We start from the raw sequence: 23,656 nt of genomic DNA, 5'->3' as shown, positions 1-23,656 counted from the left end.
GCCTGAACTTGGATCAGTGAGTGGGAAGCATATCGCTGCACTTGTCGGTGTAGCACCCTTCAACAATGACAGCGGCGACAAGACGGGTGAGCGACATATCTATGGTGGTCGCGGCAGGCTACGTCGTACGTTGTACATGTGCGTGTTGAGCATGACTCGATTCAACCCAGTATTCAAAGCCAGGTATGCAGCCCTTAGAGCACGAGGCAAATGCGCCAAAGTTGCCATGGTGGCCTGCATGCGGGTGTTGGCTGTACGCCTCAACGCCATGATCAAAAACGACCAAGACTGGATGGATGATCCAGTCCGATAGACGGTCGCTGAAGACAGTTGCTCCCACAGGCGGCGTCGCCATCGTGGTGATGCCTGCTTGAAATAGGTACCTGTGGGAGCTGGCTTGCCAGCGATGACGGTGGCCGCCTCATCACCTTTCTCAAGCCTGCCCTGGCCCTTTGTGGGAGCTGGCTTGCCAGCGATGAGGCCAGCCGTCCCACCACCTTTCTCAAGCCTGCCCTGGCCCTTTGTAGGAGCTGGCTTACCAGCGATGAGGCCAACCGTCCCACCACCTTTCTCAAGCCTGCCCTGGCCCTTTGTGGGAGCTGGCTTGCCAGCGATAGGGCCAGTCCATTCAACTCAAGGCTGGCAGGTCAGCCTTCATCCTGTTGGCCATGTGTTGGAGTTACCACTGCTATCGCGGGCAAGCCCTCACATCCGTAGTTGTGACTCAGGGCAGCACGATCCTTCTTTGAGCGCTTACCCGCCGCCTTGTCGTGCAGAGAACATGGTAATGGTTGGCAGGATCCAAGGCTTTGCTGTCGCTCGATTTTGAGGTCGTTCACCTGCCGCAGTGGTGCAGGCAATCGCGGTCACCTGTGGGAGATTCTATGGTTTCTACCAAGTGCTAATGTGGGCCCGCAGGGCCCACGAAATCAGCCACCCATCTCCCAAATGCTCACCACACCCGCCCAGCACCTTCCATCCCAGCCTACCGCCCCACCATCAACTCCGCCGCTCGATCGAACACCCCCAACGGATCATCGCTCTTGTGAATGTCCGCCGACAGCAACTGCCGGAACCGCCGCGCCCCTGGGAACCCTTGCCCCAGCCCCAGGATATGCCGCGTCACATGGTGCATCGCCCCACCCTCGGCCAGGTGCGCCACGATATAGGGCCGCAACCGCGCCAGCACCTCGGCCCGACTCACCACCGGCGCCTCGCTGCCGAACAGTCGCTGATCCACTTCCGCCAGCAGGTACGGGTTGTGATACGCCTCCCGCCCCAGCATCACCCCGTCGAAGGTCTGCAAGTGCGCCTCGCATTCCGCCAGCGTCTTGATCCCCCCGTTGAGCACGATCTCCAGCTCCGGAAAGTCCGCCTTCACCTGCGCCGCCACGTCATAGCGCAGCGGCGGGATGTCCCGGTTCTCCTTCGGCGACAGCCCCTCGAGAATCGCGATCCGCGCATGCACCGTGAAGCTCCGGCACCCCGCGTCCCGCACCTGGCCGATGAAGTCGCACAGCTCGGCATAGCTGTCGCGCCCATTGATGCCGATGCGGTGCTTGACCGTCACCGGGATCTGCACTGCCTCGCGCATCGCCGCGACGCACTCGGCCACCAGCGCCGGATGGCCCATCAGGCAGGCGCCGATCATGTTGTTCTGCACCCGATCGCTCGGGCAGCCGACGTTGAGGTTCACCTCGTCGTAACCGGCCGCCTCGGCCAGGCGCGCGCAGGCGGCCAGGTCGGTAGGATTGCTGCCGCCCAGTTGCAGGGCCAGCGGGTGCTCGGTGGCGTCATGGCGCAGGAAACGCGCCGCGTCGCCGTGGAGCAAGGCACCGGTGGTGACCATTTCGGTGTAGAGCAGGGTGTGGCGGGAGAGCAGGCGCAGGAAGAACCGGCAGTGGCGGTCGGTCCAGTCCATCATCGGCGCAACAGAAAACCGTCGGCAAGGATCCTGGCGTCGTGCGGGTGCGTGTGCAGCGAAGTCTTGAGGCATGTAGGGTGCGTGTCGTGCTGAGTTCAGAAAGGGCGGCGATAGGTGTGTCGCATTGAATCAAGCCGCTTGGCGTGGAATGGGCATAGTCTACCAAGGCAGCGGGGTCTGCGTCTGAGTCGCTGACATCCGGTGCCAGCTGCCCATCGCACGCACCGCCGCCATGAGCCACCCAACCCTGCACTCGATGATCGATCATCTTATGATTAACCTTTACCTCATCAGGACGATGCCCGCCCCATGGCCAAACGAAAAAGAAAAACCCTCCCCAAGGATTTCGGTGATCTGCTGGAGCAGGCGTCTCTCACCGAGTTGACGGCCGTCTTCGACACATGCGGCCTCGAGGCCACCGGCGGCTACAGCAAGAGCACGGCACTCGGTTTCTACAACTGCCCCGACGAGCTGGCTGGTGGAGCAGGGCGCGGACATCGACGCCCGTGACGAGTACCGACGAACGACGCTGCATCACCGCAGTTCGAGCTGGAAGGGCGGAGTCGACCTGCTACTGGACCTGGGAGCCGATCTCGAGGCCCAGGATTATCAGGGCGAGACACCATTGCAGGCAGCGGTCAAGAGCCACAAGGCCGACGCAGTCGCTGACCTGATCCGCCGAGGCGCCAATGTCGAGGTCAGTACTCGGCAGGCCGATAGCCTGTTGCACCTCGCCTTGCTCACGACCTCCAATGCGGACATCGAGGCCATGGCGCGCATTGCTCGGTTTTTGTTGGCGGCAGGTATTTCCATTGGGGACGCTGAGCGTGCCGAGGTGCAGCGTATCGGGCAGCAGTTCGAGTTTCATCGCGCGCGTTTCAATCCCGAGGCGTTGCCAGCCACCGATGCTGCCCTGATGACACTCTATCGCGTGTTCGATGTCCCGCCTGTCGCTGCGCGTCAGCTCCATAACGGTCAGGACACGATCCTCGTGACCGCAGAGGGCTGGCCTGCTCAGCATCAGCAACTGTGGGAATGGCTGGTGCCGTCCTCTGGCGCGGCGGCGACGGTGCAAGGGGAGGTCATCCGTCTCAGTGGTCGCCTCTGGATCGAAATCAACGACAACGGCGGCGCCAACTGGGACGCCGATTTCAAGAAGATGCTGAAGGCGCTGGTAGAGCATCTGGGGAGCGGCGTGGCCTTGAGCGACGTGGCACTGGCCGAAACCCGTGCATCTGCGGTTGAACTGAGGAACGGCAACGACCCTGCCGAACACAGCGATCGACTCTGTGAACGGGCAGTGGACTGGGTCATCGCCAACCCGCAGCCGATACCGTTAGGTACGCCTTCTTACCGCCGATAGACGCAGGTAGGGCCCTGCTTGCGTTGGAATGTGTCACAGGCCGGGCAGTAGGGCATTGGCGTAAGCCCCGCCCGGCAACGGATGATGTCAGCATGGAGTCAACGTCTGAAGGAGGCGAACCGTGATGTATCCTGACGAGGGCCCCGAAGGCGCTTGCGAGGCGGCTATTGCAGCGGTATGCGATCGCATGGGCCTTTCTCGTAAGTCATGGATCGCCGAATGCTGGAAACGCCACGATGGCGCTTTTCTCTGTGACCAGGTGTTGATCTATTCGACAGACGAGATCGAAGAGCGTAATCGCACCTTCGAGGTCGCCACGTACTTCAAGGGGCATGTGGCCGTGGGAGACGACTCCGGTGGGCGGTTGACCCTGGTCAGCACGGCAGCATTCGACGGGTTTCTCGTAGTGGACAGCGGCAGTGCCACCCTCGACGCCGCCGACGTGTTGAGCGATCTGAGCAGTGTGCTGGTCTACATCACCGATCAGGCGTGACCCGTCATGGCGTCGGCACGCGTTTATCCGGCACGCCCTGAGTGTTAACTCCCGCACACTTGCAGCATGTCCCCTTGTGAGCAGTAGTCCATTTGTTGTGCGGCACGCCTACCGCCGTTGCCAGCCCTCCGCTCGTCTACTTCAATGTCCGTCCTCTTTTATTTCAGGCCCAACGGCACTGCCCGTAGATCGCCCATGAGCGGCATTCTCGGTGGCTTCTTCGCCCCCCGATGACGACGCCGTGCAGTCGTGACGACGTGCAGCCTGCCTTTGGCCGCGACCAGGACTTACGCATGAGCATCCCTGAACACCCTGGCTCTCCCCAGCCCGACCCCGCCCACGCCGCCCAACGCCAACACGCCATCACCGAACTCCAGCAGGTCGTCGAGCGCGTGCCCGAAGAGACCCTGTTCACCAATTCCACCGTCTACAAGATCTGGGGCCCGGTTGCCGTGGTCGGTCTGCTGGTGCTGCTAGGCATCACCCTCCTGATGGGCCGTCTCGACCTGATCGCCTGCTGCGCCTTTCTCCTGCTGGGCGCCGTGTGGGTCACCTGGCAGCACCGCCATGCCGGACGTCACGTGTTCATGCGCCTGACCCGGCGGCAGCTGTTCGTCGACACCCTGGACGGCCCGGTGGACCTGGCCAAGGTCGAGCACTTCGAGGTGGACAAGGAAGCCATGGGCATGCTGAAACAGACCCTGCACCTGAGCGACGCCGACGGGCTGCCGACCCACCGTGTGGTGAAGATGCAGCCGTTCTGCAATCAGGCGCTGGTGGACGCCAACCAAGGGCAGGTGCGCATCCTCTCGGCGGGCTTGGCCCGGGGCGGGCGCAAGCTGAGTGCTGACGAGGTTGCCGCGCTGCTCGGGGCATACCGTGACGCGGCCCGGGCGCAGCAGCGGCTGGATGGATTGCAGCGCCATGGATGAGGCTGCACGCGAGGCCCATCTGGACATGCTGCAGGACGCGGCGGATGGGCCGACCCAGTCGTTCACGCTCTACGAGTCCTCCCTGGACAAGGCCATCGCCTGCGCGGTGCTGAGCGTGCTGCTGCTGGGCGTAGGTGGCTGGCTCCTGCAGGCGACGGTGATGCTGGCGGCGAACCTGTCGGCGGCGTTGCTGCTGCTGATGGCGATCACGGCGCTGGTCTTTCTGCTGCCCGGCCTGGGCGGTCTGGCGGTGGCCGAAGCCCTGCGTCGGCGGCATGGGCAACGCGTGCTGGCCGTGACCCGCGACACGCTGTGCTTTGCCAACGCCCTGGAACCGGTGCCGTGGGTGACCTTCGATGGCTTCGACGTCGATCAGAAGCACCTGACCATTCGCTTGATGTTCTGTCGCTCAGGGTTCAGCGCCTTGCCTGCCCTGACACCGATCCGCTTCAAGTCATTGGCCGCGCCCCATGCCTACCCGATCGCCGGCGACCTGCAGGTCAAGCTCTGGATGTGTGCGCCCACGCTGGCAGGCAAGCGTCTGGACATCGATGACCTGGTCAGGCTGCTGTTCCCTTACCTCGAGGCCGCCCAGGCGCGGCGGACGCTGGGGTTGTTGTACCCCGAGGCCGAGCGGTGGGGGCGTCCGGCCAACGGCTGACGCTTCCTGCGCTCGAGCCGTCCAGCGCTTTTCGACAGGCGTGTCGGGAGCGCGCTTCACTGATCAGTCTCGTCCATAGGAAATTTCCCTCTCTTGCTTGGGAACGGGACGACTGGTCTTTGTTTCTGCGCCAGCCAGTATGTGGACGTGGCGACAACGGCGGGTTGCAACATCGCGCCCGACCCGTTGTCACACTCCATCGTCCACTGCGCCGCTTCATCTCGGCAGTCGACCGTTGCCGTCAGCGCCATTCACAAGGCCTGGCCAGGGCGACGTCAAAGCTGCACCCGCCGCGCAAGGACGCTCGACGCGACAGACCAAAGGATGGCCTCACCCATGGATCGACTTCTCGACATACCCGCTCGTTGCCCCTCGTCTCGTATGAACTACGCGCGAGGCTAGGCCCATGTTCGAAGCTGCACGCCTGTACGACGAGATCGAACACACCAGCGCGCTGGGTGGGTTTCTCACCGGCGCCGTCATCGGCCTGGCCCTGGCCAGCTACGCTGCTTTCAGTGTCTGCACCCTGGGCTTCGGGGGGTTGTTGCTGGTCGGCATCGTCGCCGGCCTGTTGCCCCAGGCGGGTGAATTCCTCGGCTCGTTGTCCAGCTCCCCCAGCGGACAGATCGAGCGACCCGGCTGTTCACCGGACGTGTTCATCAACGGACGCAACGCCGCGCTCGCCACGGCCAGCACGGCCAAGTGCGAGAAACACCCGCCTACCGTACGGGTGGCCGAAGGCTCCACCAACGTCTTCATCAATGGCCAGCCCGCCGCCCGCAGGGGTGACAAGCTCACCTGCGGCTCACGGATCGCCAGCGGCTCCAACAACGTGTTCATCGGCGGCGGTACCGACCGCTACCTGCCGGTCGAGGAGGAGGTCTCGAACACGCTGCGCGTGGGCGTCGATATCCTCATGGTCATGGCCAGCATGGGGCGCTCGGTGTTCGCCGTCTACCGCCTGGGCATCCAGGCTGGCCTCAAGGCTGCGATGCCCTGCGCGCTGCGCACCGGCGCGACGATTGCTGCCAGCTACCTGGCCACCGTCTACCTCATCGGCCCAGCCATCGAACGCGTGGTGGGCGGCTTCCTCGGCAACCCCGTGGACCTGTCCACCGGCCGCAAGGTGCTGGTCGACGAGACCGACTTCGTGCTGCCGGGGATGATGCCCTTGGAATGGACCCGCTTCTACGCCAGCGACCTGACCGTCGACAGCGTGCTGGGCCAGGGCTGGATGCTGCCGTGGGAGCAACACCTGAGCCGCTGCGGCGGGTTCGTGTACCTGACCGATAACCAGGGCCGGCTGGTGCCCTTCATCGATCTGGCCCCTGGCGAGAGCATCTACCACCCTCACGAAAGCATTCACCTAGTGCGGACACAGGGTGGGCACTACCTGGTGCAGACGCTGGATAACGTGTTTTTCTATTTCGGCGAGGTGCCTGATGACGACACGCCTGTGCCGCTACAGCGGATCGAGAATGCGCTCGGGCACTATCTGCACTTCGTTCGCGAGCCGGAGGGTCGGCTGACCGATATCGTCGCGCCTGGGCCGCACCGTGTGCACCTGCACTACGATCATCCCCTGGGACGCCTGACCGACGTGAAACGTGTGGTCGACAATATGGCCGTCGAGACCTTGGTACGTTACCGGTACGACGAGCATGGCCAACTGAACGCCGTGATCAACCGCAACGGCGACACGGTGCGGCGCTTCAGCTACACCGACAGGCTCATGACCCAGCACACCAATGCGCTGGACCTGACCTGCGACTACCGCTGGGAAGTGCTGGACGGCAAACCACGTGTCGTCGAGCACTGGACCGGGGATGGCGAGCACTACCAGTTCCGCTACGACTTTGCCACGCGTACGCGCTGGGCGACCGACGTGCTGGGGCGTGAGCTGGAGGTTCGGTATAACAAGGACAACCGGGTCATCGCCAGTCGCGACTTTGGCGGCGAGCGGTACGCCATGGACATGGATGAGTTTGGCAACCTGATCGGCATCACCTTGCCTGATGACAATCGATTGGCCTTCAAGTACGACGAGTACTCCCGCCTGGTCGAAGAAACCGATCCGCTGGGGCGCAGCATTCGCTACAAGCATCACCTGGGAACGCCTCTGGTCACCGAGACCCGCTTCCCCGACGGCAGTGTGTGGAAAGCGCAGTACAATGACGAAGGCACCCTGCTGTCCGAGACCGATCCGCTCGGGCAGGTCACCGAATACCTGAACAGCCCGGACGGTCTGCCGCACACCATCATCGACCCCACCCACAAGTCCAAATACCTGTGGTGGAACAGCTACGCCCAGGTCGAGCGTTTCCAGGACTGCTCGGGCAAGAGCACTTGGTACCGCTATGACGAGCGCCAGCATCTGGTCGAAGTCATTGATGCCCTGCAGAACGCCACCCGCCTCGAGCGCAAGCCCGATGGTGAGGTGCTGCGCATCGCACACCCTGATGGCAGCAAGGAAACCTTTACCTACAACGCATTGGGCCAAGTCCTTACCCATACCGACGGCAAGGGCCAGACCACCTGCCTTCAGCGCACCGCCCGGGGCCTGCCGAGTGCGCGCCAGGATGCCAATGGCGAATGGGTACGCTACGAGTATGACAAAGCCCTCCGCCTGACGGCGCTGGTCAACGAAAACAACGCCAGCTACCGCTTCGCCTACGACGCTTCGGATCGTCTGAGCGAAGAGGTGCGGGTAGACAACCTGACGCGGCGTTTTGCCTATAACGTGAGCGGCCACCTTATCCGGTTGGATGAGATCGGTTATGGCGAAAATGGCGAGCGCCCGGAGCGGCACACTGAATTCGAGCGCGACACGATCGGCCGGTTGATCAGCAGAACCAATACGGACGGCCAGCACTTCTACACCTACGATGACAGCGACCGCCTGCTGAGCATCGAGCGCCAACCCACCCCGCGTGCCAAGCGCACGATGGGTATCCTGCCGGAGAAGCTCGAGTATGCGTATGACATCCTGGGGCGGCTGACCCAGGAGATCACGCCTGATGGCACCCTAGGTTATGAATATGACCCGCTGGACAACCTGACCACGCTGACCTTGCCCGATGGACGCAAGGTCAATCACCTGTACTACGGCAGTGGCCACCTGCACCAGATCAACCTGGATGGGCAGGTCATCAGCGACATCGAGCGTGACGACCTGCACCGCGAGGTGTACCGCACCCAAGGCAAGCTCACCAGTTGCTTCGGCTACGACGCCATGGGCCGCAAAGCCTGGCAGTACGCCTCGACGCTGCCTGCCGACAAGCTGTCGCAGGTGCACAATGCGGGGATCCATACGGAGCTGTACGTGGAGCACCGCTACAACCCGATTCATCGCCGTTACGAGTATGACCCGGCGGGGGAGTTGGTACGTACGCTGGACAAGCTGCGCGGTGAGACGCGGTACACCTATCAGGCCAACGGGCAGTTGCGCAGCCGTGATACGGGGTCGATCCTCACCAGTGAAGAGTTCCGCTACGACGCGGCAGGTAACCGGTTGGATTTCAGTGCGCGGCAGTTTGCCAGGGTCACGGACAACCGGATCGCCAAGTGGCGCAACTGCGAGTATCGGTACGATGCGTGGGGCAACCTGATCGAGAAGTTCTCGGGGCCTGCTACGGAGCAGCGATTTGAGTACGACTGCGAGAATCGGTTGGTCAAGGCCGAGACCTTTGTGGCAGGTAAGCTGACGGCGACTGGACAATACTGCTATGACAGCTTGGGCCGGCGAGTTTGCAAGCATGCCGAGGTTGATGGAGTGATCGAGCAGAGGCGTTTCTTGTGGCAGGGGCTGCGCATGTTGCGTGAGCAGACGGCAGAGACGGATCGGCTGTACATGTACGAGCCGAACAGCTATGCGCCGTTGGCACGTATAGACGATGACGAAGCTGGAGGGCGGCAGGTTTACTATTTCCATACCGATCAGATTGGAACGCCATTGGAACTGACCAATGCTGATGGGGAAGTAGTATGGCAAGTGACGTATCGCGCTTGGGGGCACGTGGAGCAGTTTATAGTCCAAGCGGTTGAGCAGAATTTGCGGTTTCAGGGACAATATTCAGATATTGAAAGTGGGCTCTACTATAACGGATTTCGCTGCTATGATGCAGTAATAGGACGTTATGTTTGTCAAGATCCAATAGGCACTGAGGGAGGGGTAAATCTTTACAGATATGCGCCTAATCCAATGGCTTGGATAGATCCATTAGGATTGTTGACGTATAACACCATGCCCAGTATCGCTGGGTTTCAAAAGCATCACATAATACCGCAACAGCTAGCGACACATCCTGCATTTTTAGCATCTGGCATCAATATTCACAACTTGAAAAATGTTATATATTTGCCCACGTCGCCCGAGTTTCACGAAGTGAGAACGATCCATCGCGGCTCACATCGTGTATATAATACAGAGGTTAGACAAGGCCTTGACAAGATCCATGCCATCGGGGGTCAACATAATTGGACAGCCGATCAGTACCGCTTGGCTGTCGAGGAATTAATTAGCAAAAATCGGCAAAAGTTACGAAGGGGAGTCATCATGTTGAATAAAAAATCGATAAGGGTTACATGTGGATGAAGATCTTAATGGGTTCAGATGATTATCCTGAGAAATATTGGCTGAAGTACGATCGGGAAGTAAATCCGGATTATTTTGAATTTTCGGGAGGACAGCGGTATGAGTGTACCTCTAAAGCCTTGCAATTTCATTTAAAAGGCCGTGTCAGTATTTCTTCTTTTTCAAAGTATGATTTCCTTTCAAGTGATGGGCCTGATGTCATCACGGAGAAGTTTGCACAGGTTCTTGATCAAGCTTGTCGTGCTGATGTTCAGTTGGTGCCTGCAAAGATTTTTATTAATGGGGAGAATCGTTCCGGTTATTATGTGGTAAATATTTTAAATATCGACAAAGCTTTTGATATGGATAAATGTATTTATGGTCCGCTATTGAGGTCGATGCCTGAGGGGCCGAAAAATTTTGAGCGCATTAGCTTGTTGAGTAGCAGTCCAAAGCATGAAATGTTCCTTGCGGAAGAAGATCGCGCTAGAATTATTGTTAGCGACAATCTAGCTCAGCTATTAAGCAGTGCGCAGCTTAAGGGTGTTGCGTTTTTCGAAGAGCTAGACGGCATGTAATAATTGATCTTGTTCAAAAATTGATCTTTAATATGGTATGCCAGTATGTACATCCTGTCCAGATACTGGCATACATCTACAATGCACTGGGCAGGCGGACTATGGATTTACGTCTGGCGACACGCTAACAGACGCGTATGGTTCGCTCGATAAGACTACCGCGCTGATTTTGTCCGATAGGCGAGGTCAATCACCTGTACTACGGCAGTGGTCCTCTGCACTAGATCAACCTGGATGGGCAGGTCATCAGCGACATCGAGCGTGATGATCTGCACCGCGAGGTATATCGAACACAAGGCAAGCTCACCAGCTCTTTGGCTACGACGCCATGGGCCGCAAGGCCTGGCAGTACGCCTCGACGCTGCCTGCCAACAAGCTGTCGCAGGTGCATAATGCGGGGATCCATACGGAGCTGTATGTGGAGCACCGCTACAATCCGATCCATCGCCGTTACGAGTACGACCCAGCGGGAGAGTTGGTGCGTACGCTGGACAAGCTGCGGGGTGAGACGCGGTATAGCTATCAGGCCAACGGGCAGTTGCACAGTCGTGGTACAGGTTCGATTCTCAGCAGTGAAGAATTCCGCTACGACGCGGCAGGCAACCGGTTGTATTTCAACGCGCGGCAGTTTGCCAGGGTTACCGACAACCGGATCGCCAAGTGGCGCAACTGCGAGTATCGACACGATGCGTGGGCAACCTGATCGAGAAATTCTCGGGACCTGTCACGGAGCAGCGGTTTGAGTACGATTGTGAGAATCGGTTGGTCAAAGCCGAGAGGTTTGTGGCTGGTGCTGACGGCGACTGGGCAATACCGCTATGACAGCTTGGTCCGGCGAGTTTGCAAGCACGCCGAGGTCGACGGAGTGGCCGAGCAGAGGCGCTTCTTGTAGCAGGGAGGGAAATGATTCTGGATGACTTGATTTTGGAGGTGCTATGAGCGGCTGCTTAGGCTTGGCTTTTTACGGTATTGGCGGCTTATCCCCAGAACTTGCCTTAAAGGAGGGGGTTTCTTTATTTTCGATGTTCGGCCTTGAAGTCAAGTCAGCCTGTTATTACATATATTTAGCCCAGGGGGATCATGATGGTGATCACGATGTGGTGGAAGTGCATGTCGATACGCTAGAAGAAAAAATAAGGTCGGGTGATGTATCTGCATTTAGGATTTACCATAAAAATGGCGATATTGATCCATGGGTGGCATCGTATGGCTATAGTACTAATGAATTTGGTAATTTTCCCCATATTGACGTTCAAGTAGCGCTCGAGCCTGAAAAAGCGTTCGAGCTAGCAGTTAAGTTTTTAAAAGGTTCGCAGTTGGTAGATAAGTGTGGTTACGGGATTGGATATGGTTGCGGGAGTGTTTCAAAGGCTTTTAGTTATGGATCAGTACACGATCTTATAAAGCTTTATGATTTTGAGGAGACGACCAAGTTTAAAAGCCTAGTGAGGAGAGCTAGTAATTGCAAAGATGAGGGTGTGAGTGCGCATCTAAGAATGATTTATCCTTTGAATGTGCTGAGCAAGGAGCACTTATTATTGCGGGTGAAAGACGGGTCGCTAGAGGAGTGGATCGAGCAAAACAAAAAGATTGGAAGTTTGGAAAGAGCTGGTAAGGAGCGATGGTTGTGGTCTGTAAAAGAAGAGGCTCTCGAGTGTGTTAATAAATACCTAGGGGAGCTAGGTGTTTTGTTGTCTTGGAGATCAAGACCTGCCAAAGGTTCATTGGGTAAAAGATTGCCATGAGGTGTGTGTATTTAATTCATGAGAAGGAGGGTGTTTGACTAGAAATTTTGTATTGACGATTTCAAGAAATTATCCGGAAAGCTACTGGCTGAAAATGCACCTACTCTCTGGCGAAGATCACGGAATTTTCAGTATGGGCGTGCCCATAGAAGGAGAGGTAAAAGCATCTTTTGAGGACTCTAAGAAAATAAGCGCATCCCGGTTGCTGTCGTATGACTTTTTCTTTAGTGATGGTCCTGGTTTAATATCGCCTAGGCTCTACAATATAATGGTTGAGGAGAATATTTCAGGCGTGGAGTTTTTGGAGGCAAGTTTGATTCTGGGTAATACATCGTTACCAGGGTATAAAATATTTAATGTCATAGGGTCGTCACGAGCTTTGGATCTGGAAAAGTCTGTGAGTGAGCCTCTGATTAGCACAATGCCAGACGGCCCCAGTTGGTTTAGTAAAATTGTATTGGATGAAAGCTTAGAGCTTTCAGATGATGTGGTTAGGGCTGAAGAGGATTTTACTGTAATCGTTGTCAAGGAGCGAGTGAGGTCAATTTTTGAAAGTCGCTCGGTTCGTGGCTTAAGGTTTGAGCCCTAGCATTAGTAAGGGTGGTTGTAACGGGAGGCAGTGGTGAGTTGCTAGGGTAGGCGAAGATAATTATTTTTTAAAGGTTATGTGAGTTGTCTCGCGTCTTGGAATTTTTATCTCACATATTCGCCCAGCTGAGAGCCAGCACCGTTACAGAGAAGCAGGCGTAGTATATCAGCATCCGAAGGGGCCGAACATTCTATTGCGCATGGCAGTTTCTGGAAGTCAAGGGACATGCAGGTGAATCGCCTCATCTTTCTGAGGAGTTCTCTCTCTAAAAGCTCTAGTCTGCTGCGCTCGACCAAGCCGTGACAGTGGGAATGATAGTGGTGACACGCCTGTGAGCCTCCGCTGGTAAAGGTGCAGAGTGCGTGTGTGGAGATCCCCCTCATGCGAGGTATGCAGGCCATAGGATGATTCATAGGGACGTCTACAAGGAATCGAGAAGTATTTATTTGGGTCGAACTGAGCATGGCTTTCTGATAGCCGCTGCCACTTTTTGAGAGATGGATTGTCTACAGGTCAGTCTATGCAGAAACCGTCAATAGGTGGCTAAATGAGTAGAAATACATTGTTTTTATCTGAGGGCGATGCACCTGTTGAATTGTCGGCTGTAACCGAAATTGAAAAAATTCTAGATTTCACTTTCCCTATCGCATTCAAGGACCTGTACCTTGCATCAAATGGAGGCGTCCCGAATCGCACGGTTTGGAATGAGGATGTTTACTATGAGCCCATCGTAATTGCATATTTCAAGCCGTTAAGGGCTGGAAGTCGTATGTTTGATGGCGATATGTCTCACCTGGTCGGTTTCATACTTGCCATGCGGCACAGGAAGGTCATCCCTGATCATATTTTACCGTTTGCCTTGGATGAGGCTGGCAATTTTATATGTTTCGAGAAGGCATCTGGAGAAATAGTATATTTTGCCGTTGATGTGTTTCAGCCTGATGTTGAAATGGCAGTTAATCACGTGGCTGCCCAAAAGCTTCTTTCTCACTCATTCGATGAGTTTTGTGAATCTCTACGGGTGGATGAGCTGGATGAGGAGGAGTAGAGTGGGTGTGGACATGTGAGGGCTATCGAGAATGGGCCTGACAAGGAAGAATTGGTTCTTCCATATGAAGGTAATGTCAATGCGCAGATCAATAGGGGCATAGATTTGCATGATCTATACAACATACGACAATCTGAGTAGGTTGTAAGCCATGCAATGTGACGCTGAAAGGACGCTTCCATGAAAGACAAGCCCAGCTTTTGCCCAGGCGATGAGTTCGTCATTCCAATGGAGGATGGGCGACGTGCGGTGGCGCAGATAGTGTGGATGGGCACTGACAGTGCGGAACGTGAGTTCAAAAACATCTTCGCATTTATCGTCAGGTCAGTGGGGCAGCCTTCGGCAGTTGATAACAAACCGTACATGACCTTCAAGGAACACAGGGGCGAGTTCACGGTCATCTCACCGCCGTCAAGAAGCTGTTGACGGGAGAGTGGGCCAAGCTGCGAAGTGGCACCCTGAGTGAGGCGTACCAGGTGCTGGAGTTCAATATGGCTGGGACGCTTTATCGAAACGGGTTCCCTGTTCGGATTCTGGCGCTGGATGAGTACCGCGCCTATCCGCTGCTGTCAGTATCAGGCTATGCGTTGGTAGACCGTTACCTGCAGCAATAGTGATGCGTATGCAGGGCCAGGCATGACGACGCCGTCATCCCCCGGTGGCAGTACCTTTAAGGATGCATGATGCTGAAGTCAGAGTCGAAAAGACCATCATCCTCAACGCTCTGAGACATTCTTCACTGAAAGCGTTGGGGAGGCGATGGTTAAGCTTTGAATCGCGTACCCGTACAGCGTGGCTGCATCGATCGTGCCCTGACGTCTGAGAACGACTGAACGCGCGTTACCGACCACAACCCGCTCCACAATCAAGAACCCACTCCCCAATCCCTGGTCCGACTACATTTCCACCCACTGTCCAACCTACACGGATGTCCCCCATGACCGAACAAACCATCTACACCACCAGCGGCGACAGCCCAGCCCTGCAGGCCGCCGTCGCCAACGCCCAGGCCACCTTCAAGTTCTTCTGGCGCGAGCTCTCCTGGGAGTCGCGCCGGATCGTCAAGGGCCTGAGCCTGGCCGCCGTGAAGATGTCGTTCCCCGTTCACAGTGACGACCCCAACCTGCCGTCGGTCGAGAACATGTGGCTGCACGAGGTCGACTTCGATGGCGCCTCCATCAGCGGCATGCTGCTCAACGAACCGGAGTGGGCCACAGGCTTCGATGCTTCCGAACGGGTGACGCTGCCGCTCGCGGCGCTCAACGACTGGATGTATGTCTGCGGCGAGGTGGTGTTCGGCGGCTTCACCGTCGATGCGATGCGTAGCCAGATGGCGGATGACGAGCGTGCCGAACACGATGCGGCGTGGGGGCTGGAGTTCGGGCCGCCTGGCGTCGTGGAGTTGACGATGATGCCGGAAGGGCAGCCGCGTGTGCGGTTGTCGAGGGCGCTGGACACGCCCGCTGATCGGGAAGCGCTGAAACGGTTGGAGGAGGGCGATCACCCCATGGCCGTGAACATGAGCGCGAGCATGGACGACATGCTGCGCGAGCACCCGGGCGCGGTGACCGACGTCGATGAGGCAGGTTGGTCGCTGTTGCACCGGGAGGCGTTGGCGGGTAATGCGCCCATGGTAAGTGCTCTGCTACGGCATGGGGCGGATGCCTGCGCACGCACTGCGGCGGGGCAGACGCCGTTGCAGCTGGCAGAACAGGCGAGGTGGCCGCGGGTGGTGCGGTTGCTGAACGGGGAGGAGGCGCCGGTCGAGGTGAAGGCGGCACAGGTGCGGTCTGAACAGGAGGTGGAGGCGTCTACTCAGGCAGGAAGACCGGGGCATGCGCAGGCGCAGGTTCAGGCACCGCCTCAGGGGAAGGGGTTGCCTCAGTGGGCGATTGGGCTGGGAGTGATTGTCGTGGCCGTTGTGGTTTGGTTGTTGATGCGCTAGAGCGCCGACGCTGAACGGAGAGGAATGCGGTGACGGGAAGGCCGTCATCGCTGGCAAGCCAGCTCCCACACTCGGTGTACTGGCTGTTGTGTTTGAGTGATGCCGTATTCGGGTTGAACGAAGAGGAGTGCGGTGACGGGAAGGCCGTCATCGCTGGCAAGCCAGCTCCCACACTGCTCGGTGTGATGGCTGTTGTGTTTGAGTGATGCGGTATTCGAGTTGAATGGAGAGGGGCGCGGTGACGGGGAGGTCGTCATCGCTGGCAAGCCAGCTCTCACCCAGATCTCTTTAGTCCGTCGATGTAGGCATGGCTGTGCAAGCACCCTTTGGGAGATTCTATGGCTTTTGCCAAGTGCTAATGTGGGCCCTGGCGGACCCAATCGCGGCACAGGGGCCGCTCCCACACCCGTAGTCACACCGTGGCGTTGCAGGCTATCGCGGTCTGTGGGGGGCTTGCCCGCGATGGGGCCGGTGAGCACGCCGCTATTTTCATGGACAGGCCCCTCTCCACCTCATTCACGCAAGCCGGACGAACGATCCATGTCATTCGCCTGACCTCCACGATCCGTGTCGCCGACACCGAACTGCCGGCTTATCCCATGCTGACGCAGCTTGCGATAGACCGTGTTGCGGCTCAGGCCCAGGCGGGTGGCCACGCGGCCGATGTGCCAGCGCTCCGCCTCGATCAGCCTCAGCAGGGTATCGCGCTCGGAGCGTCCTAGCGGGTCGTCTTCCGCTACCTCGGGCGCCATCACCTCGGGCAGCACCTCCGCCACATCCTCCAGGCTCACCCGCCCGTCGAGCGCCAACGCCGCCAGCGTCTTCAGGCAGGTGCGCAGCTGTCGCACATTGCCGGGCCAGTCATGGGCCAGCAGGCGTTCCTTCACGCCGGTGTCCAGGCGTATCGCCTCGTGCCGGGTCTCGGTCTGCCACAAGTGGTCGAACAAGGGGCCCTTGTCCGTGCGCTCGCGCAAGGGGGGCAGGGTCACGCTGAAGCCGCACAGGCGGTAGTACAAGTCTTCGCGAAAACGCCCGTCCGCCACGCGCTCGCGCAGGTCCTGGTGACTGGCGCTGACCACCCGCACATCCAGCGGGCGCGCGGTCGCGCTGCCCAGGGGGACCACCTGGCGCTCTTCGAGCACGCGCAACAGACGGGTCTGCAACGCCAGGGGCATGTCGCCGATCTCGTCGAGAAACAGCACGCCGCCGTGGGCCTGTTCGAGCTTGCCGACCCTGCCTTCCTTGCGCGCGCCGGTGAAGCTGCCGCCGCGGTAGCCGAACAGCTCGCTCTCGATGAGGGTCTCGGGGATGGCCGCGCAGTTGATTGCCACCAGGGGCTGGCCGGCACGCGTGCTGGCGCGGTGCAGGGCGGTGGCGAAGGCTTCCTTGCCGGTGCCGGTCTCGCCATGCAGGAAGACCGGCACGTCGCGCTCCAGCACTCGCACGGCCCGCGCCAGGCTGCGTTGCAGGCGTGGGTCTGCCAGGCACAGGTGAGTATCGCCGACGGCAGGCCTGGTCGGTGCCGGGACAGGCCGAGGGTGCGGCGCGAGCGGCGCGCGCACCTGGGCATGGAAGGTTCGTCCGTCCGCCAGGCGCACGGGCAGGGCCAGCCCCGGTTGCGCACAGGCCTGGCCGAGCAGGTGGTCGACGGGGGTGGCGAGCAGGGTCGCCAGGCGACAGCCCATGGCCTGCTCGCGCGTCAGGCCCAGCAGGTCCAGCGCAGCCTGGTTGATCGAGCGGATGCAGGCGGTGTCGTCGACACCGACCAGCCCTTCGCCGAGCAGCCCGACGAAGCGGGCGTCCGGGTGCAGGCGCAGCAGGTAGCCCTGGGGGTCGTGGCCGAGGAAGAAGCAGCTTTCGATCAGCTTGGCCGACAGGTGGGTCAGGGCCATGGCGTGTTGCGCCTGCTGGGCATCCCGGCCTGGCCCGGCGCTGGAGAGGTTGAGCACCGCCAGCAGCTTGCCTTGAGGGTCGAAGATCGGGCTGGCCGAGCAACTCAGGCCGGCATGGCGACCGCGGAAGTGCTCGTCGCGGCGGATGTTCACCTGTCGTCGCTCGACCAGGCAGGTGCCGACGCCATTGGTGCCTTCGCAGTCTTCGCGCCAGACCGCGCCCAGCCACAACCCGGCGCGCCGGAAGGCCGCCCGTTCGGCGTCGCGGTACACGCTGTCGATCACCACGCCCTGGGCGTCGGTCAACAGCACCACCTGGTCGGCTTCACCCAGCTGCTGGTGCAGGCTGTGCATCTGCCAGCGCGCGACGTCCATGACGGCGTCGAGTGGAGCGCGGTGGTCCTGCAGGCGCGGCCGTTCGAGCACGTTCGGTGCGCGGGGGCTGGCAGGGTCGAGGTGGTGCTGGTCCAGGCAGCGCCGCCACGAGCGCGTGATGGCGGCATCGGCCAGCAGGCCAGGCGCGCTGGGGTCGCCCTGGATGGCTTGCAGCACGTGCTGGGCATGGGTGTCGATCGAGGCAGAGGTCATGGGCAGGGGGCTCCGCAAGTCGCTGATACCGGTCTGCTCGCAGCTTAGCCAAGTTCGCCTCCTTCTGCCGGGCCCTGGGGTGACACTCTGTCATCGACCTTTCACGCGAACGTGACAGTCCTGGGCGCCTGTGACGAGACAGGTGCGGCTTCCTGGGGGCGCGAAGGCTCTGCGACGCGGGCTGCGGCGAGCTGGCCCGACCTTTGCTCCAGCTCCTGCGCCACGACAACAACAATCAGGGAGAAGCCCCCAATGAACGTCGCCCTCGACACCCCCTTGCACACCCCGACCACCGCACTGGCGGACTGGGTCGCCCGCCTGAACGATCGCCTCACCCAACGTGACCTGGACGGCGCGCTCGCGCTGTTCGGCGATGAATGCCACTGGCGCGACCTGCTGCTGTTCAGCTGGAACCTGGTGACCCTCGAAGGCAAGCCGGCCATCCGCGAGATGCTCGAGGCACGCCTGGACCTCACGCAGCCTCAGCACTGGACACTCGAAGGCGAGGCCAAGCAGGAGAATGGCGTGCTCGAAGGCTGGATCAGCCTGGAGTCCGACGTCGCCCGCGGCAAAGGCTATGTCCGCCTCAAGGACGGCCTGTGCTGGACGCTGCTCACCGCCATGCGCGAACTCAAAGGCTTCGAAGAGCCCACCGGCCGCCGTCGCCCCCTGGGCGCGAACCATGGCCACGGCCACGCCGACCGGCGCAACTGGCTCGAGCGCCGTCGCGACGAAGAAGCCTCGCTGGGCATCACCACCCAGCCCTATTGCCTGATCGTCGGCGGCGGCCAGGGTGGTCTGGGCCTGGCCGCGCGGCTCAAGCGGCTCGGCGTGCCGACCCTGATCATCGACAAGGCCGAGCGCCCCGGCGATCAGTGGCGCAGCCGCTACAAGTCGCTGTGCCTGCACGACCCGGTCTGGTACGACCACATGCCGTACCTGCCTTTCCCGGAGCATTGGCCAATCTTCACGCCCAAGGACCAGATCGGCGACTGGCTGGAGATGTACAGCAAGGTCATGGAGCTCAACTACTGGACCCGCACCGAATGCCTCGGCGCCAGCTTCGACGACCACACCGGCACCTGGTCGGTGGAGGTCGAGCGCGACGGGGAACGTCGGGTGCTGCGTCCGACCCAGCTGATCCTCGCCACCGGCATGTCGGGGGTGCCGAACGTGCCGCGTTTCCCCGGTGCCGACACCTTCGCCGGCCAGCAGCACCACTCCAGCCGCCATCCCGGTGGTGACGCCTGGCGCGGCAAGCGTGCCGTGGTGATCGGCTCGAACAACTCGGCCCACGACATCTGCGCCGACCTGGTCGAGAACGGCGCCGAGGTGACCATGGTGCAGCGTTCCTCGACCCATATCGTGCGCTCGGACAGCCTGATGGAGCTGGTCTTCGGCGGGCTGTACTCGGAAGATGCCGTGGCTGCCGGCCTGACCACCGATAAGGCCGACATGCTGTTCGCCTCGATCCCCTACAAGGTCATGCCCAGCTTCCACCGGCCCTTGTTCGAGGCGATCAAGACGCGCGACCAGGCGTTCTACGAACGCTTGGAAAAGGCCGGTTTCATGCTCGATTTCGGCGACGACGAGTCGGGCCTGTTCCTGAAGTACGTGCGCCGGGGTTCGGGTTACTACATCGATGTCGGGGCATCGGAGCTGATCGCCGATGGCACCATCCGCCTCAAGAGCGCGCCGGGCCTGGGCATCGAGCGCATCGAGGCCGATGCGGTGGTGCTGACCGACGGCAGCCGCCTGCCGGCCGACCTGATCGTCTACGCCACCGGCTACGGCTCGATGAACGGCTGGGCGGCCAAGCTGATCTCGCCCGAAGTGGCCGACAAGGTCGGGCGCTGTTGGGGGTTGGGCTCCGGCACTACCATGGACCCGGGGCCGTACGAAGGCGAACTGCGCAACATGTGGAAGCCGACCCAGCAGGACAACCTGTGGTTCCACGGCGGCAACCTGCACCAGTCACGGCACTACTCGCTGTACCTGGCGCTGCAGCTCAAAGCTCGCTTCGAGGGGCTGGCGACACCCGTGTACGGGCAGGCGCCGGTGCATCACGTCGGCTGACGACGGGCGAGGGCGGGTGCCGAAGCCGTCGGCACTGGCCCGGCGCCTCAGTCGTGCAGGTCAGGCGCAGGCGCGCTCGGTTCAACCGAAGCCTGCGCCGCTTCTTCGGCGGCCTTCGCCCGGTCGGCCTTGCTGACATAGGGGTTCCTGTTGCGTGGCGCGAGCTTGGCACTGGCCTTCTTGGCGTTCGCCTTGAACAATTGCTGGAGCTTTTTCTGACGGTTCATGGGGGGCGGCTCATCGATCGGAGGGGCGGCAGGTCCAGGCCTGCGCAGTGCCGCGCATGATACGCGAGCTTCCCCGTTTCGTTGATGCCTGCGCAGTCGCGCTGTCGGAAAACGGCAAGGCGCCCAACGACTCTTTCCAGAAGGAGCCGCTAGACGCCGACCATTACACCGCGGTTCGCTGAGCGACGTAGGCCTTGCCGAACGTGGCCTTGCCCCAGCACACACCCAATACGGCGGCCAGGGTCGAGGCCGCAAGCACACTGAGCTTGGCCGCCGACAGCAGGGCTGGGTCGGCGAAGGCCAGGGCGGCGATGAAGATCGACATGGTGAAGCCGATCCCCGCCAGCAGGCCGACCAGGGTCACGCCCCTCCAGGTCACGCCCTCGGGCAGCGCGCAGACCTTCAGTTTGACCAGCACGACGCTGGCGAGCAGCACGCCCAGCGGCTTGCCCAGCACCAAGGCCAGCAGCACGCCGAGGAAGACGTGCTGCGACACCGACTCGCTGAGGTCGACGCCCGACAGGCTGACGCCGGCATTGGCCAGAGCGAACAGCGGCATGATGACGTAGGCCACCCAGGGGTGCAGGCCCATCTGTACGCGCTGCACCGGCGGCAGCACCTCACGCTGGGCGTGACGCAGCTGTTTCAGGGGCTCGGCGACGGCCTGCGGGTCGGCGCCTCGGTGCGAGAAGCGGTCGACCAGCTCGTGCAGCGTGCGCTGGAGGGTGTCGAGCGGACGTTCGGTCATCGGCTTGGAAGTGACCGGGGTCATCAGGCCGAGCAAGACACCGGCCAGGGTCGGGTGCACGCCGGTCTTGAGCAGGCCGAACCAGACGATGGCGCCCGGCAGGATGTAGGCGTAGGCCTTGCCCACCCCCATGCGCTGCAGCAACAGGACCAGCAGCACGCCCACGGCCGCGACGACCAGGCCGAGGTAGTCCAGGCTGGCGGTGTAGAACACCGCGATGATCAGGATCGCGACGATGTCATCGATGATCGCCAGGGCCAGCAGCAGCACCCGCACGCCGCTGGGGATCGACTTGCCCAGCAGGGCCAGCACGCCGACGGCGAAGGCGATGTCGGTCGCGGTGGGCACGGCCCAGCCGGTGCTGGCCACATTGCCGTGGTTGAACGCCAGGTAGAGTGCGGCGGGCATCAGCACCCCGCCCAGGGCGGCGCCGAGCGGCAGGGTCGCCAGGCGCAGGTTGGCCAGGGCGCCATCCTTGATCTCCTGACGGATCTCCGCGCCGACGACCAGGAAGAAGATGGTCATCAGCCCGTCGTTGACCAGAAAGTGCAGCGACGGCGAGACCGAATAGCTGCCCAGGCCCAGGGTCAGCGGCATGTGCCAGAAGTGCTCGTAGCTGTCGGCGGCCGGGCTGTTGGCCCAGATCAGTGCGGCGATGGCGGCCAGCAGCAGGACGATGCCGCTGACGGCCTCGATGTGGAAGAAGCGTTCCACGGCCGACAGGGCGCGCTCGGTGAGGATCTGCGGGCGCGGAATCGGCGGCGGGGTCGGGTTTCGATCGGACACGGCAAGTCTCCATTGGCGGCCCGACCAACGTGTCAACTTTAACCTGCGCTCGGCCCCATGCCGCGACGCACCCGCGGCGATGATAAAGGCGCAGCGCCGACCGATGCAAACGCTCGGCCCACGGGAGTGAACGAAACGGCCAGCGCACGGTTCAATCGAGCAACCGAGGTTCCTGGAGATGCCTGCATGATTGCCCGTTGGCGCTGGATACTGAGTCGATTCACCAAGCGGTTGTGGTTCAGGGCGACCCTGTTCTCGCTGCTGGGCGTGGTCACGGCCCTGCTGGCGGTGGTCTTCAAGGACCTGATCCCGGCCTCGCTGCCCACGCGCATCGGGGCCGATGCGGTGGACAAGATCCTCGGCATCATCGCCTCGAGCATGCTCGCGGTGACCACCTTCTCGCTGAGCACCATGGTCAGCGCCTACAGCGCTGCCAGCAGCGGCGTGACCCCACGCGCCACCACTCTGATCATGGAGGACAGCGCCACCCAGAACGCGCTGGCCACCTTCATCGGCTCGTTCCTCTTCAGCCTGGTCGGCATCATCGCCCTGAGCACCGGTGTGTATGGTTCGCAGGGAAGGGCGCTGCTGTTCGTGGTGACCCTGGCGGTGATCCTGCTGATCGTCTACACCCTGCTGCGCTGGATCGACCACCTGTCCAAGCTCGGCCGGGTCGGCGAGACCATCGACCGGGTCGAGGCGGCGGCCATGCATTCGCTCGGCCAGCGTGCCCGCTGGCCGTACCTGGGGGCAGTGGCGTACCCCGCCGAGCTGGTGGTACCGGCCACGGCCCGTTCCCTGGCCAGCCTTCAGACCGGCTACGTGCAGCACATCGACGTGCAGGCCCTGGGCGCCCTCGCCCTGGACAAGGGCCTGCGGATCTACCTGGAGGTGCTGCCGGGCAGCTTCGTCCACGAAGGCCTGCCCCTGGCTCGTCTGGTGCCCTTGGACGGCGCGGCCATGTGGGACGATGAAAAGACCGTGGAGCGCATACGCGCTACCCTGACCATCGGCCTTCGCCGCACGTTCGAGCATGACCCACGCTTCGGCATTTCGGTGCTGTCGGAGATCGCCTCGCGTGCGCTGTCGTCCGCCACCAACGACCCCGGCACGGCCATCGACGTGATCGGCCGCGGGGTTAGGACCCTGGCCTGCTGGGGCAAGCCCCAGGCGCTGACGGAGCAGAAGGCGCCAGGGTGCGATCAGGTGCACGTGCGCGGCCTGCACGTCGATGACCTGTTCGATGACTTCTTCGCGCCGCTGAGCCGCGACGGTGGCGGCTTGCTGGAAATCGACCTGCGCCTGCTGAAGGCGCTGATCAGCCTGTCGCAGATCAACCCGTCCCTGTTCAAGGCAGCCTGCGCCCGACAGGCCGACCTGCTGTTGGCCCATGCCGAGCGATCCCTGGTGCTGCAGCGGGAGAAAGATCAGTTGAGGGCACTGGCGGCGACGGCCTTCACGCTGCCCCCGGAGGACAGTTGACGCCGC

The 23,656-nt window shown here is 61.0% G+C and carries 19 protein-coding genes and 1 pseudogene; 16 read left to right on the top strand and 4 right to left on the bottom strand.

Translation table 11 applies throughout. The features are described from left to right. Positions 1-313, top strand: a 313-nt coding sequence (locus G7007_RS10085; RefSeq protein ID WP_181101365.1) for a transposase, incomplete at its 5' end; no start/stop codon positions are given. Positions 314-985: 672 nt separating this feature from the next. Here the strand turns inward: G7007_RS10085 and dusA are convergent. Continuing rightward, a complete protein-coding gene (gene dusA, locus G7007_RS10080; protein WP_181101363.1) occupies positions 986-1,996 on the bottom strand; it encodes a tRNA dihydrouridine(20/20a) synthase DusA in 1,011 nt (336 codons plus the stop codon). A 237-nt stretch (positions 1,997-2,233) separates the two neighbouring features. Between dusA and G7007_RS21990 the strand changes: the two genes are divergently transcribed. The 13 genes and pseudogenes from G7007_RS21990 (at position 2,234) to G7007_RS10020 (ending at position 15,851) form a co-directional block, all read left to right on the top strand. Continuing rightward, positions 2,234-2,434, top strand: coding sequence for a hypothetical protein (locus tag G7007_RS21990; protein ID WP_219859027.1), 201 nt, complete (start codon positions 2,234-2,236; stop codon positions 2,432-2,434). Then, positions 2,403-3,287, top strand: a complete 885-nt coding sequence (locus G7007_RS10075) for a hypothetical protein (protein ID WP_219859026.1) — start codon at positions 2,403-2,405, stop codon at positions 3,285-3,287. Before G7007_RS21990 ends, G7007_RS10075 begins: the two co-directional genes overlap by 32 nt. 187 nt (positions 3,288-3,474) lie before the next feature. After that, positions 3,475-3,780 (top strand): hypothetical protein, encoded by a 306-nt coding sequence (locus G7007_RS10070; RefSeq protein WP_181101361.1) that lies wholly within the window; start codon positions 3,475-3,477, stop codon positions 3,778-3,780. Positions 3,781-4,073: 293 nt separating this feature from the next. Continuing rightward, positions 4,074-4,712 (top strand): hypothetical protein, encoded by a 639-nt coding sequence (locus G7007_RS10065; RefSeq protein ID WP_181101360.1) that lies wholly within the window; start codon positions 4,074-4,076, stop codon positions 4,710-4,712. Next, positions 4,705-5,373: a hypothetical protein gene (locus tag G7007_RS10060; protein WP_181101358.1), complete on the top strand. Its 669-nt coding sequence runs from the start codon at positions 4,705-4,707 to the stop codon at positions 5,371-5,373. The genes G7007_RS10065 and G7007_RS10060 overlap by 8 nt, the downstream gene beginning before the upstream one ends. Before the next feature lie 406 nt (positions 5,374-5,779). Beyond that, positions 5,780-9,967, top strand: coding sequence for an RHS repeat-associated core domain-containing protein (locus G7007_RS10055; RefSeq protein WP_181101356.1), 4,188 nt, complete (start codon positions 5,780-5,782; stop codon positions 9,965-9,967). After that, positions 9,958-10,524 (top strand): hypothetical protein, encoded by a 567-nt coding sequence (locus tag G7007_RS10050; RefSeq protein ID WP_181101354.1) that lies wholly within the window; start codon positions 9,958-9,960, stop codon positions 10,522-10,524. The genes G7007_RS10055 and G7007_RS10050 overlap by 10 nt, the downstream gene beginning before the upstream one ends. Positions 10,525-10,589: 65 nt before the next feature. Next, a pseudogene (locus G7007_RS10045) lies at positions 10,590-11,413 on the top strand (type IV secretion protein Rhs); the annotation flags it as partial. Positions 11,414-11,459: 46 nt separating this feature from the next. Continuing rightward, a complete protein-coding gene (locus tag G7007_RS10040) occupies positions 11,460-12,269 on the top strand; it encodes a hypothetical protein (protein WP_181101352.1) in 810 nt (269 codons plus the stop codon). A gap of 34 nt (positions 12,270-12,303) precedes the next feature. Then, the gene (locus G7007_RS10035; RefSeq protein ID WP_258198534.1) at positions 12,304-12,858 is read left to right on the top strand and encodes an imm11 family protein; all 555 of its coding nucleotides are present in this window, start codon (positions 12,304-12,306) and stop codon (positions 12,856-12,858) included. Positions 12,859-13,405: 547 nt separating this feature from the next. Next, on the top strand, positions 13,406-13,906 hold the full coding sequence (locus tag G7007_RS10030) for an SMI1/KNR4 family protein (RefSeq protein WP_181101351.1): 501 nt from the start codon (positions 13,406-13,408) through the stop codon (positions 13,904-13,906). Positions 13,907-14,086: 180 nt separating this feature from the next. Beyond that, positions 14,087-14,332 (top strand): hypothetical protein, encoded by a 246-nt coding sequence (locus G7007_RS10025; protein WP_181101349.1) that lies wholly within the window; start codon positions 14,087-14,089, stop codon positions 14,330-14,332. Between the two features lie 511 nt (positions 14,333-14,843). Further along, positions 14,844-15,851, top strand: a complete 1,008-nt coding sequence (locus G7007_RS10020; RefSeq protein WP_181101347.1) for a DUF2314 domain-containing protein — start codon at positions 14,844-14,846, stop codon at positions 15,849-15,851. A 512-nt stretch (positions 15,852-16,363) separates the two neighbouring features. Here G7007_RS10020 and G7007_RS10015 read toward each other — a convergent pair. Further along, positions 16,364-18,331: a sigma-54-dependent Fis family transcriptional regulator gene (locus tag G7007_RS10015; RefSeq protein WP_181101345.1), complete on the bottom strand. Its 1,968-nt coding sequence runs from the start codon at positions 18,329-18,331 to the stop codon at positions 16,364-16,366. Between the two features lie 252 nt (positions 18,332-18,583). Between G7007_RS10015 and G7007_RS10010 the strand changes: the two genes are divergently transcribed. Continuing rightward, complete coding sequence (locus G7007_RS10010; protein WP_181101344.1) at positions 18,584-20,407, top strand: NAD(P)/FAD-dependent oxidoreductase; 1,824 nt, start codon at positions 18,584-18,586, stop codon at positions 20,405-20,407. 47 nt (positions 20,408-20,454) lie between these two features. On the opposite strand, the gene G7007_RS10005 is transcribed toward G7007_RS10010, so the two are convergent. After that, the gene (locus G7007_RS10005) at positions 20,455-20,634 is read right to left on the bottom strand and encodes a DUF2986 domain-containing protein (RefSeq protein ID WP_181101342.1); all 180 of its coding nucleotides are present in this window, start codon (positions 20,632-20,634) and stop codon (positions 20,455-20,457) included. A 163-nt stretch (positions 20,635-20,797) separates the two neighbouring features. After that, a complete protein-coding gene (gene nhaA / locus G7007_RS10000) occupies positions 20,798-22,168 on the bottom strand; it encodes a Na+/H+ antiporter NhaA (protein WP_181101340.1) in 1,371 nt (456 codons plus the stop codon). Between the two features lie 186 nt (positions 22,169-22,354). On the opposite strand from nhaA, the gene G7007_RS09995 reads away from it, so the two are divergent. Then, positions 22,355-23,650: a DUF2254 domain-containing protein gene (locus G7007_RS09995; protein ID WP_181101338.1), complete on the top strand. Its 1,296-nt coding sequence runs from the start codon at positions 22,355-22,357 to the stop codon at positions 23,648-23,650. The last annotated feature ends 6 nt before the right edge of the window (positions 23,651-23,656 follow it).

Source organism: Pseudomonas entomophila (assembly GCF_013523125.1).
GTDB classification, from domain to species: domain Bacteria; phylum Pseudomonadota; class Gammaproteobacteria; order Pseudomonadales; family Pseudomonadaceae; genus Aquipseudomonas; species Aquipseudomonas entomophila_B.
The sequence above is the reverse complement of the archived record's forward strand: the minus strand, read 5'-3'. Positions and strand labels throughout refer to the sequence as shown.

Bases quoted from the DNA above. Each gene is read 5' to 3' on its own strand.
- dusA (WP_181101363.1), bottom strand. From the start codon at position 1,996: ATGCCTCAAGACTTCGCTGCACACGCACCCGCACGACGCCAGGATCCT.
- G7007_RS21990 (WP_219859027.1), top strand. From the start codon at position 2,234: ATGGCCAAACGAAAAAGAAAAACCCTCCCCAAGGATTTCGGTGATCTG.
- G7007_RS10070 (WP_181101361.1), top strand. From the start codon at position 3,475: ATGGGCCTTTCTCGTAAGTCATGGATCGCCGAATGCTGGAAACGCCAC.
- G7007_RS10065 (WP_181101360.1), top strand. From the start codon at position 4,074: ATGAGCATCCCTGAACACCCTGGCTCTCCCCAGCCCGACCCCGCCCAC.
- G7007_RS10060 (WP_181101358.1), top strand. From the start codon at position 4,705: ATGGATGAGGCTGCACGCGAGGCCCATCTGGACATGCTGCAGGACGCG.
- G7007_RS10055 (WP_181101356.1), top strand. From the start codon at position 5,780: ATGTTCGAAGCTGCACGCCTGTACGACGAGATCGAACACACCAGCGCG.
- G7007_RS10050 (WP_181101354.1), top strand. From the start codon at position 9,958: ATGTGGATGAAGATCTTAATGGGTTCAGATGATTATCCTGAGAAATAT.
- G7007_RS10040 (WP_181101352.1), top strand. From the start codon at position 11,460: ATGAGCGGCTGCTTAGGCTTGGCTTTTTACGGTATTGGCGGCTTATCC.
- G7007_RS10030 (WP_181101351.1), top strand. From the start codon at position 13,406: ATGAGTAGAAATACATTGTTTTTATCTGAGGGCGATGCACCTGTTGAA.
- G7007_RS10025 (WP_181101349.1), top strand. From the start codon at position 14,087: ATGAAAGACAAGCCCAGCTTTTGCCCAGGCGATGAGTTCGTCATTCCA.
- G7007_RS10020 (WP_181101347.1), top strand. From the start codon at position 14,844: ATGACCGAACAAACCATCTACACCACCAGCGGCGACAGCCCAGCCCTG.
- G7007_RS10015 (WP_181101345.1), bottom strand. From the start codon at position 18,331: ATGACCTCTGCCTCGATCGACACCCATGCCCAGCACGTGCTGCAAGCC.
- G7007_RS10010 (WP_181101344.1), top strand. From the start codon at position 18,584: ATGAACGTCGCCCTCGACACCCCCTTGCACACCCCGACCACCGCACTG.
- G7007_RS10005 (WP_181101342.1), bottom strand. From the start codon at position 20,634: ATGAACCGTCAGAAAAAGCTCCAGCAATTGTTCAAGGCGAACGCCAAG.
- G7007_RS09995 (WP_181101338.1), top strand. From the start codon at position 22,355: ATGATTGCCCGTTGGCGCTGGATACTGAGTCGATTCACCAAGCGGTTG.